Below are 9,701 nucleotides of genomic sequence, written 5' to 3'. Positions count from 1 at the left end.
GTAAGCGAAGCGCCACCGGGCTCATACTCTAGTGCTTTATCATGACATGCCGAATGACGGTGTAGTCTTCGATGCCGTAGACCGACATATCCTTGCCGTAGCCGGACATCTTCTGCCCGCCGTGCGGCATCTCGCTGACCAGCATAAAGTGGGTGTTGACCCAAGTGCAGCCGTACTGCAGGCGGGCGCTTAGCCGGTGCGCCCGGCCCACGTCCTGAGTCCACACCGATGAAGCCAGCCCGTACCGGGAGTCGTTGGCCCAGTTCAGCACCTGATCTTCATCGTCAAACGCGGTTACGCTCACTACCGGGCCAAACACTTCGTGCTGGACGATATCGTCCTCCTGCTTCGCCCCGGCCAGCAGGGTCGGATGGAAATAGTAGCCTGCGCCGTCGCGCTTCGCGCCCCCGGTCACGACGTTGATGTGCCCTAGCGCTTTCGCGGCCTCCACCGCCTGCGTCACCCGCTCCAGGTGCGCTGCGGAGCTTAGCGGCCCTAGCTCGGTGCTTTCATCGTCCGGCGCGCCCATCTTCAGACTCGCCACCGCTGCACCCAGCTTCTCGACCAGCGCATCGTAAATGCCCTTCTGAGCATAAATACGGCAGGCAGCGGTACAGTCCTGACCGGCGTTGTAGTAACCAAAGGTACGTACCCCCTCCACTACCGCGTCGAGGTCCGCGTCGTCAAACACGATAACCGGCGCTTTGCCCCCCAGCTCCATATGGGTACGCTTCACTGAAGAGGCGGTGTGGCCGATGATATGCTCCCCAGTAGCAATGGAGCCGGTCAGGGAAACCATTCGCACCTTCTCGTGCCCGGTGAGCGGATCGCCCACGGTCTTGCCCCGACCAAACAGCACGTTAAGCACCCCGGCTGGGAAAATATCCTTCGCCAGCTCCGCCAGCTTCAGGGCGGTGAGCGGGGTAATTTCCGACGGCTTAATCACCACGCAGTTACCCGCCGCCAGCGCGGGCGCCAGCTTCCAGGCAGCCATCATCAGGGGGTAGTTCCAGGGCGCAATCGATGCCACCACGCCCACCGGATCGCGGCGGATCATCGAGGTATGCCCCTCCAGATACTCACCCGCCGCCAGGCCGTTCAGGGTGCGCGCCGCTCCGGCGAAGAAGCGGAAGACGTCAACCACGGCGGGGATCTCGTCACCCATCACGCAATGCAGCGGCTTGCCGCAGTTGAGGGACTCCAGCTGGGCCAGCGCCTCGGCGTTATTTTCAATCGCCTTGGCGAGATCGAGCAGCGCCTGGGCGCGAACTTTCGGCGTGGCATAGCCCCACTCGGCAAAAGCGCGATCGGCGGCCTGCACGGCGGCGTCTACCTGAGCGGCAGAGGCTTCGGCGATCTCCAGCAGCACCTCGCCGGTCGCCGGATTGTAAACCGCCTGTTTCTCTCCTTCGCCGCTGACCAGTTGGCCATTAATTAACAGTTGATCTTGCATAATCATATCCTGGTTGAGGGTCAGTTATTTCTCGTTGCCAAAGGCGTTCTCGCCCCTGCGGGTCAGCCACCATGCGCCTAAAATCGGCAGCGTCGTCACCAGCATCACCAGCAGCGCTACCACGTTGGTGATCGGCACCTCGCGCGGCCTGCCCAGCTGGTTAAGCAGCCACAGCGGCAGCGTGCGTTCGTGTCCGGCGGTAAAGGTGGTCACGATGATTTCGTCAAACGACAGGGCAAACGCCAGCATGCCGCCCGCCAGCAGCGCCGAGCCAAGATTTGGCATCACCACGTAACGAAAGGTCTGCCAGCCGTTGGCCCCCAGATCCATTGAGGCCTCCACCATACTCCAGGCGGTGCGTCTGAAGCGGGCGATGACGTTGTTAAACACCACCACTACGCAGAAGGTGGCATGACCAATCACGATGGTCAGAAACCCTGGCTCAAGCCCTACCGTTTTAAACACCGTCAGCAACGCCAGACCGGTTACGATGCCAGGCAGTGCGATGGGCAACAGCAGCAGCAGCGAGATAGCACTCTTGCCAAAAAACTGGCTGCGCCAGAGAGCACAAGCAGCAAGCGTGCCAAGTATCAGCGCCACCAGAGTCGCCAGCGCGGCCACTTTAAGTGACAGTGTCACTGAATCGAGGATGTCGCTTCGCGATGCGGCTACCGTAAACCAGCGCAGCGTCAGGCCCTGAGGAGGAAAGCTATAGGCAGCGTCTTCGGTATTAAAGGCGTAGATGGCGATGATCAGCAGCGGGAAGTGCAGAAAAATCACCCCGGCCCAGGCAGCCAGTTTTAACAGCAGCGGTGCGCGATCAGAGTGCATCGAACGCTCCCAGGCGTTTCACGAACGCCAGATAGAGGGCAATCAGGATAATGGGAACCAGGGTAAACGCCGCCGCCATCGGCATATTGCCAATCGCGCCCTGCTGGGAGTAGACCATGTTGCCGATGAAGAAGCCCGGCGGGCCCACCAGCTGGGGAACAATAAAGTCCCCCAATGTCAGGGAGAAGGTAAAGATTGACCCTGCCGCGACGCCGGGGATCGCCAGGGGCAGCACCACATGGCGGAAGGTCTGGGCCGGTCGCGCGCCGAGATCCGCCGACGCCTGCAGCAGCGACGGCGGTAAGCGTTCCAGCGCCGCCTGCACCGGCAGGATCATGAACGGTAGCCAGATGTAGACAAAGACCAGGAAGCGCCCGAGGCCAGAGGTCGAGAGCGTGCTACCGCCCACCGCGGGCAGGGTTAACACGCTCTCCAGCAGCGGCTGCAATCCCATGTGCTGTAAAAACCACTGGGCCACGCCGTCCCGCGCCAGCAGCAACGTCCAGGCGTAGGCCTTGACGATATAGCTCGCCCACATTGGGAGCATTACCGCAATATAGAAAAAGGCCTTCATCTTGCCCTGAGTATAGCGAGCCATAAACCACGCCAGCGGAAACGCGAGGATCGCGCTGGCGAGGGTGACTGCAATCGCCATGGTTAGCGTGCGCAAAATAATGTCGTAGTTGGCAGGCTGAAACAGCGCCTGCAGATTCGCCAGGGTTAAATCCGGCGTTACCGACATGGTGAAGTCGTCAAAGGTGTAAAGCCCCTGCCACAGCAATGTGAGCAGTGACCCAAGGTAAACAATGCCGAACCACATCAGGGGGGCAATCAGCAGCAGGAAAAGGCCCAGCGTCGGTCTGCGCCAGAACAGCCCGCTCAGGCGACCATGCGCCGACGGGCGCGGGGCAGGCATAGCGCTCATCGCCATCTACTCCTCCTGCAGCGGAACCATTGCCGCACGGGACCAGGAGAGCGGCACGGTCTCTCCTGGCTGGAGCGACGCAGGCTGGCGGGCATCAAGAAGATTGGCCTCGCTCACCAGCAGCCTCTCACCATCCGCAAGCTTCAGTTCAATGCGCGTTGCGGCCCCCTGATACTGCACCGTCTGCACCACGCCTTCGGTTTGCACCTCATTTGCCCAGTCTAGGCGGATATGCTCTGGACGCAGGGAGTAGCTACCCATCATGCCGCACAGCGCCTGCGCCCTGGCAGCGCTAAAAACGTTGGAGGTGCCCACAAAACCCGCCACGAAGGGAGTCCGCGGGCGCAGGTAGAGATCGCGCGGGGCGGCAATCTGCTCGATCTTGCCGTTATTGAACACCGCGACCCGGTCGGACATCGACAGCGCCTCGCCCTGGTCGTGGGTAACAAAAATAAAGGTGATCCCCAGATCCTGCTGAAGCTTCTTCAGTTCGAACTGCATCTGCTCCCGCAGTTTGAGATCCAGCGCGCCAAGCGGCTCGTCCAGCAGCAGCACACGCGGCTGGTTAACTAACGCCCGGGCAATGGCCACCCGCTGCCGCTGGCCCCCAGAGAGCTGGGACGGTTTACGCGCGTGGGCAAACCCCAGCGCCACCCGCTCCAGCGCCTCATGGGCCTGAGCATGGCGCGCTTTTTTGCCGATGCCTTTGACCATCAGCCCGTAGGCGACGTTATCCAGAATCGACATATGGGGAAAGAGCGCGTAGTCCTGAAACACGGTATTGACGTCACGCTCCCATGGCGGTAGCTCGCTGGCCTCTTTGCCAAAAATGCGCACCGCGCCGCCGGAGAGCTGTTCAAACCCGGCTATCAGCCGCAGGCAGGTGGTTTTGCCGGAGCCGGACGGCCCCAGCATAGAGAAAAACTCTCCGTCGTTGACGGCCAGGCTAACGCCGTCCACCGCCCGAACGTCACCGTAGATCCGCGAAACATCATCAAACTCAACGGCATAGGTCATACGTCACTCCTGACGATCAGCGGCCGCCCATAATGGCGATGTAATCCTGGGTCCAGCGGCTGTAGGGCACGAACTTGCCTCCGTCGGCAACCGGCGTTTTCCAGAAGGCGATCTTGTCAAAGAAGCCGTAGCCGTTGGTTTCGCAACCCTTCTCGCCCAGCAGGGTGCTGGCCTTGCAACCCTCCGCCACCACCGGCAGAGAGCCAAACCAGGCGGCTACATCGCCCTGCACCTTCGGCGTCAGCGACCAGTCCATCCATTTGTAGGCGCAGTTGGGGTGTTTCGCATCGGTGTGCAGCATGGTGGTATCCGCCCAGCCGGTTACGCCCTCCTTCGGAAAGACCGTGGCGATGGGCTGGCCCTCGGCTTTCAGGGCGTTGGCCTGATAGGGTCAGGCGCTGGAGGCCACCACGCCTTCGTTTTTGAAATCACTCATCTGCACGGTGGTGTCGTGCCAGTAGCGGTGGATCAGCCCGTGCTGGTCGCGGAGTACCTTCAGCACCGCCTGATACTGCTCCTCGGTGAGCTGATAGGGATCGCTGATGCCCAGCTGCGGCTGGGTGGCTTTCACAAACAGCGCGGCATCGGCAATGTAGATGGGGCCGTCGTAGGCCTGAACCCGCCCCTGGTTGCTCTTGCCGTCCGGCAGGTTCTGCTTAACGAAGATCGCCGCCCAGCTATCCGGCGGCGTAGGGAAGACCTTGGTGTTATACATCAGCAGGTTGGGACCCCACTGATAGGGTGCACCGTAGACTTTGCCGCCAACGTTGAACCAGTCGCCCTTGGCTACGCGGGGGTCGACGTTTTTCCAGTTGGAGATCAGGGCGGTATTGATGGGCTGGACGCGCTTGCCCATGATCAGCCGCAGGGAGGCATCGCCGGAGGCGGTCACCAGGTCATAGCCGCCCTTCGCCATCAGGCTCACCATCTCGTCCGAAGTGGCGGCGGTCTTCACGTTCACCTGGCAGCCGGAGGCTTTTTCAAACTCGCTGACCCAGTCATACTGCTTATCGGTCTGGCCGCGCTCGATGTATCCCGGCCAGGCGATGATATCGAGACGCCCTTCTCCTTTACCGACTTCCGTTGGCTCGGCTGCCTGCGCGGTGACGATAGTCATACCCAGCGCGTACAGCGTGCTGCGGGCAAATGTCTTACTCATAAGCCATTACTCCTGTCGCAATCAAATGTGCGGCAGCCGTGCCGTAAAAATATCTCCCTCAGTAAAGGTAGACGGCGCGCTGCGGCCCCACATAAGGCGCAAAAGAAATTTGCTTAGGTTGTGACAGATGACGCACTCCATCATCTTCTGAAGCAGAGACAACGGCTTAATACCGGTGCGTTACGCCATAGCCTCGCGGATCAGCATCCCCAGCGTTTTGGCCGCCTGCTCCTCGCGATCGCCCCACGCCCACGAGGTGTTGAAGCGGAAAAAGGGAGCCCAGGTGTCAGAGGTAGAGAACATTTTGCCCGGAGCGATGCTGATGCGGTGCGCCAGCGCCTGCTCGCTTAGCCGCCCGGCATCCAGCGGGGTGGGCAGCTCAAGCCAGAGAAAGTAGCCGCTATCGCTGGGGTGGATCTTCACCTCGCCCGGCAGATGGCGCAGCAGCGCCTGCCTGGCCTGCTGCTTGCGCTCCGCCAGGGTGCGACGGAGCCGACGCAGGTGGGCGTCGTAGCGTTTGGTGGAGAGATAGTCCACCAGCGCCAGCTGCATCGGCGAGCTGGTCGAGAGGGTGCTCATCAGCTGCAGCTGCTGGATACGCCGGGCGTGTTTCCCTGCCGCCACCCAGCCGATGCGAAACCCAGCCACCAGGCACTTCGAAAACGATGAGCAGTGCAGGGTCATCTCCTGGGTATCCCAGGCCTTAGCCGGGAGCGGCTTCTCGCGGCCAAAGTAGAGCTCGCTATAAACGTCGTCCTCAATCAGGGTGACGTTGTGCGCTGCCAGCAGGGCCACCAGCCGCGCCTTTTTCTCATTGCTGAGGGTGAAGCCGAGCGGATTCTGGCTGTTGGTCATTAGCCAGCAGGCCTTCACCGGATAGTCGTTCAGCGCCTGGGCCAGCGCATCGAGATCGATCCCCTCCTCCACGTCGGTGGCCACCGCCAGCGCCTTGAGCTTAAGCCGCTCCAGCGCCTGCAACGCCCCGTAAAAGCAGGGGTTCTCGACGATCACCCAGTCCCCCGGCTCGGTGACCGCCTGCAGGCTGAGGTTGAGCGCCTCCAGTGCGCCAGCGGTGATCACAATCTCATCGGGCGAGATGTTCATTCCCTGCTGGGCATAGCGGCGGGCAATGGCATGGCGCAGATCGGCGTTGCCCGGCGGCAGGTTCTCGATCACGCTCATGGCGTTGGCGGTTTTACTGACGTTCGCCAGGGAGCGGTTAAGCTGCTGGAGTGGGAACAGGCGCGGATCGGGAAACGCCGAGCCAAAGGGCAGCACCGAGGCGTCGCAGCTTGCCTGCAGCACCTCAAAAATGTAAGTGTTAATGTCCACGGCCTCGTCCTGCATCACCTGGGCGGGGGGCATGGGCGGCTTGCGGGAGGGAGGCGACGCAACATAGTAGCCGGACTGCGGTCGGGCAACGATCCGCCCCTGGCTCTCCAGCATCTGGTAGGCGTGGCTGACGGTCATAAAGCTGACGTGGCTGATGGTGACCTGTTCGCGCAGCGACGGCAGCCGATCGCCGGGCTGCCAGACGCCAAGATTGATCTGCTCAATAATCTGCTGCGCCAGCTGCTGATACTTTTTCATGACTCGACCCTGTGAATTCCTCTCTGCCCATTCTATAACAGAAAGCACTTTATGCGTTGAATGGTTTAGCCGAAGGGTAACTGTTATGCTTTTAAGTTCGGGTGCTGTTTCTGCCCGCATTCATTGACATCACCTATACTTTCGCTGACATAACTTAAATTATGCGCGGAGTCCTGCATGCTTGATCTAGACGCGTTCCATCTGGCGCGAATTCAATTCGCCTTTACCGTCTCATTCCATATTTTATTTCCTGCTATCACTATCGGGCTGGCCAGCTATTTGGCGGTGCTTGAGGCCCTGTGGCTCAAGACGCAAAATCAGGTCTGGCGAACGCTCTATCTCTTCTGGGTGAAAATCTTCGCCGTGAACTTTGGGATGGGCGTCGTTTCAGGACTGGTAATGGCCTACCAGTTTGGTACTAACTGGAGCGGCTTCTCGCAGTTTGCCGGAAGTATTACCGGGCCGCTTCTCACCTATGAGGTGCTGACGGCCTTCTTCCTTGAGGCGGGCTTCCTCGGCGTGATGCTCTTCGGCTGGAATAAGGTCGGCCCCGGCCTGCACTTTTTCTCGACCTGCATGGTGGCCCTCGGCACGCTGATGTCCACCTTCTGGATCCTCGCCTCCAACAGCTGGATGCATACCCCGCAGGGCCATGAGATTGTCAACGGTCAGGTGATCCCGGTTGACTGGTTCAAGGTCATCTTTAACCCGTCGTTCCCCTACCGCCTGCTGCATATGTCTATCGCGGCCTTCCTGAGCAGCGCGCTGTTTGTGGGTGCCTCGGGTGCCTGGCACCTTCTCAAAGGCAACAATACGCCCGCTATCCGCAAGATGTTCTCTATGGCGCTGTGGATGGCGCTGGTGGTGGCCCCGATCCAGGCCGTAGTCGGCGATATGCATGGTCTGAACACCCTGGAGCATCAGCCGGCGAAAATTGCCGCCATCGAGGGGCACTGGGAGAACCCACCGGGTGAACCCACCCCGCTGCTGCTGTTTGGCTGGCCGGATATGGAGCAGGAGCGCACCCGTTATGGAGTGGAGATCCCCGCCCTGGGCAGCCTAATCCTGACCCACAGCCTGGATAAGCAGGTTCCGGCACTCAAGTCGTTCCCGAAAGAGGATCGCCCTAACTCCACCATTGTCTTCTGGTCGTTCCGCCTGATGGTGGCGATGGGCCTGCTGATGCTGCTGCTGGGCGTGGTCGGGTTGTGGCTGCGTTACAAAGGCCGTCTTTATACGTCGCGTCCGTTCCACCACTTTGCCCTGTGGATGGGGCCTGCCGGGCTGATTGCCCTGCTGGCGGGCTGGGTGACCACCGAGGTGGGACGCCAGCCGTGGGTGGTCTATGGCCAGCTGCGAACCATTGATGCCGTCTCGCAACACAGCACCTTGCAGATGAGCCTGACCCTGCTGGGATTCTTTGTGGTTTACTCCGCCGTCTTTGGCGTGGGGTATGTCTATATCGGCAGGCTGATCAAGGCCGGTCCACAACCCGAAGATCGTCACCCGACAGAGGGCCGTCCGGCGCGTCCGCTCTCTGCGGCCGGTGAGTCGTTAGAGACAGAGGAGAACAAGTAATGGGTATCGATCTGTCAGTAATCTGGTTTGTGATAATCGTCTTCGCCACGCTGATGTATATCGTGATGGACGGCTTCGATCTCGGGATCGGTATTCTGTTTCCCCTCATTCGCAACGGTGAAGATCGTGACGTGATGGTCAACAGCGTCGCGCCGGTCTGGGATGGCAACGAAACCTGGTTAGTTATGGGGGGTGCTGGGCTGTTTGGCGCGTTCCCGCTGGCCTACGCGGTGATTACCGACGCGCTGACCATTCCGCTGACCATCATGCTGGCGGGACTGATCTTCCGCGGCGTGGCGTTCGAGTTTCGCTTCAAGGCGACGCCTGCTCACCGTCCATTCTGGGATAAGTCGTTTATTTTCGGATCGATCGTCGCCACCTTTGCCCAGGGCGTGGTGGTTGGCGCAGTACTGAACGGCTTTGAGGTGACCGGTCGTCGCTTTAGCGGCGGCGCGCTGGACTGGCTCACGGCGTTTAACCTCTTCTGCGGTCTGGGGTTAACCATCGCCTACGCCCTGCTCGGTGCCACCTGGATGGTTATGAAGAGCGGCGGCGCATTGCAGGAGACGATGCGACACCGGGCGAAACAGCTGCTGCTGGCGCTGCTGGTGACCATTGGCGTGATCAGCCTCTGGACGCCGCTGACCCACCAGGGCATTGCCGATCGCTGGTTCAGCCTGCCGAACATTTTCTTCTTCCTGCCAGTGCCGCTGCTGGTGCTCCTGTTCAGCTTCTGGCAGTGGCGCAGCCTGAGTAACCACGCCCATCACACCTTGCCGTTCATACTGACCCTCGGGCTGGTCTTCCTCGGTTTTAGCGGACTCGGGATCAGCATCTGGCCGAATATTATCCCGCCCAGTATCTCCCTCTGGGATGCCGCCTCGCCGCCGCAAAGCCAGGGCTTTATGCTGGTGGGCGCGCTGCTGATCATTCCGCTGATCCTAGTCTATACCGCGTGGAGCTACTATGTGTTCCGGGGCAAAGTTCAGCCTGGGGAGGGGTATCACTGATGGCGGCACCGCGTTTTGTAAAGCGTCTGTTCTGGCTGATTGCTATCTGGGTCGCCAGCGTGCTGGCACTCACCGCGGTCAGCATGGCGTTTCGCCTGCTGATGTCGGCGGCGGGCTTTAAATCGCACTAAGTGAAGT

The 9,701-nt window shown here is 60.6% G+C and carries 8 protein-coding genes and 1 pseudogene; 3 read left to right on the top strand and 6 right to left on the bottom strand.

The annotated features are described in order from the left end of the window. Positions 1–28 precede the first annotated feature (28 nt). From patD to FN633_RS10730, 6 genes and pseudogenes are all read right to left on the bottom strand, one after another. A complete protein-coding gene (gene patD / locus FN633_RS10755) occupies positions 29–1,453 on the bottom strand; it encodes an aminobutyraldehyde dehydrogenase (protein WP_154057704.1) in 1,425 nt (474 codons plus the stop codon). Between the two features lie 24 nt (positions 1,454–1,477). Further along, complete coding sequence (locus tag FN633_RS10750; protein ID WP_154057703.1) at positions 1,478–2,284, bottom strand: ABC transporter permease; 807 nt, start codon at positions 2,282–2,284, stop codon at positions 1,478–1,480. Beyond that, complete coding sequence (locus tag FN633_RS10745; RefSeq protein ID WP_154057702.1) at positions 2,274–3,215, bottom strand: ABC transporter permease; 942 nt, start codon at positions 3,213–3,215, stop codon at positions 2,274–2,276. The genes FN633_RS10750 and FN633_RS10745 overlap by 11 nt, the downstream gene beginning before the upstream one ends. Further along, on the bottom strand, positions 3,216–4,226 hold the full coding sequence (locus FN633_RS10740; protein WP_154057701.1) for an ABC transporter ATP-binding protein: 1,011 nt from the start codon (positions 4,224–4,226) through the stop codon (positions 3,216–3,218). 16 nt (positions 4,227–4,242) lie between these two features. Further along, positions 4,243–5,385 (bottom strand): annotated as a pseudogene (ydcS, locus tag FN633_RS10735) (putative ABC transporter substrate-binding protein YdcS). A gap of 180 nt (positions 5,386–5,565) precedes the next feature. Next, positions 5,566–6,975 carry an aminotransferase-like domain-containing protein gene (locus FN633_RS10730; protein WP_154057700.1) on the bottom strand — a complete coding sequence of 470 codons (1,410 nt, stop codon included), beginning with the start codon at positions 6,973–6,975 and terminating at the stop codon, positions 5,566–5,568. Positions 6,976–7,152: 177 nt separating this feature from the next. Here FN633_RS10730 and FN633_RS10725 point away from each other — a divergent pair, with 177 nt between their 5' ends. Genes FN633_RS10725 through FN633_RS10715 form a run of 3 tightly spaced genes read left to right on the top strand, consistent with a single transcriptional unit; the run spans position 7,153 to position 9,694 of the window. Further along, on the top strand, positions 7,153–8,553 hold the full coding sequence (locus FN633_RS10725; RefSeq protein ID WP_154057699.1) for a cytochrome ubiquinol oxidase subunit I: 1,401 nt from the start codon (positions 7,153–7,155) through the stop codon (positions 8,551–8,553). Further along, positions 8,553–9,563, top strand: a complete 1,011-nt coding sequence (gene cydB / locus FN633_RS10720; protein WP_154057698.1) for a cytochrome d ubiquinol oxidase subunit II — start codon at positions 8,553–8,555, stop codon at positions 9,561–9,563. Before FN633_RS10725 ends, cydB begins: the two co-directional genes overlap by 1 nt. Beyond that, complete coding sequence (locus FN633_RS10715; RefSeq protein WP_103820197.1) at positions 9,563–9,694, top strand: DUF2474 domain-containing protein; 132 nt, start codon at positions 9,563–9,565, stop codon at positions 9,692–9,694. Before cydB ends, FN633_RS10715 begins: the two co-directional genes overlap by 1 nt. Positions 9,695–9,701: the final 7 nt, after the last annotated feature.

This window comes from Pseudescherichia vulneris, from assembly GCF_902164725.1.
GTDB lineage: Bacteria > Pseudomonadota > Gammaproteobacteria > Enterobacterales > Enterobacteriaceae > Pseudescherichia > Pseudescherichia vulneris.
Note: the sequence above shows the minus strand (reverse complement) of the source record. Positions and strands in the feature narration are given on the sequence as shown.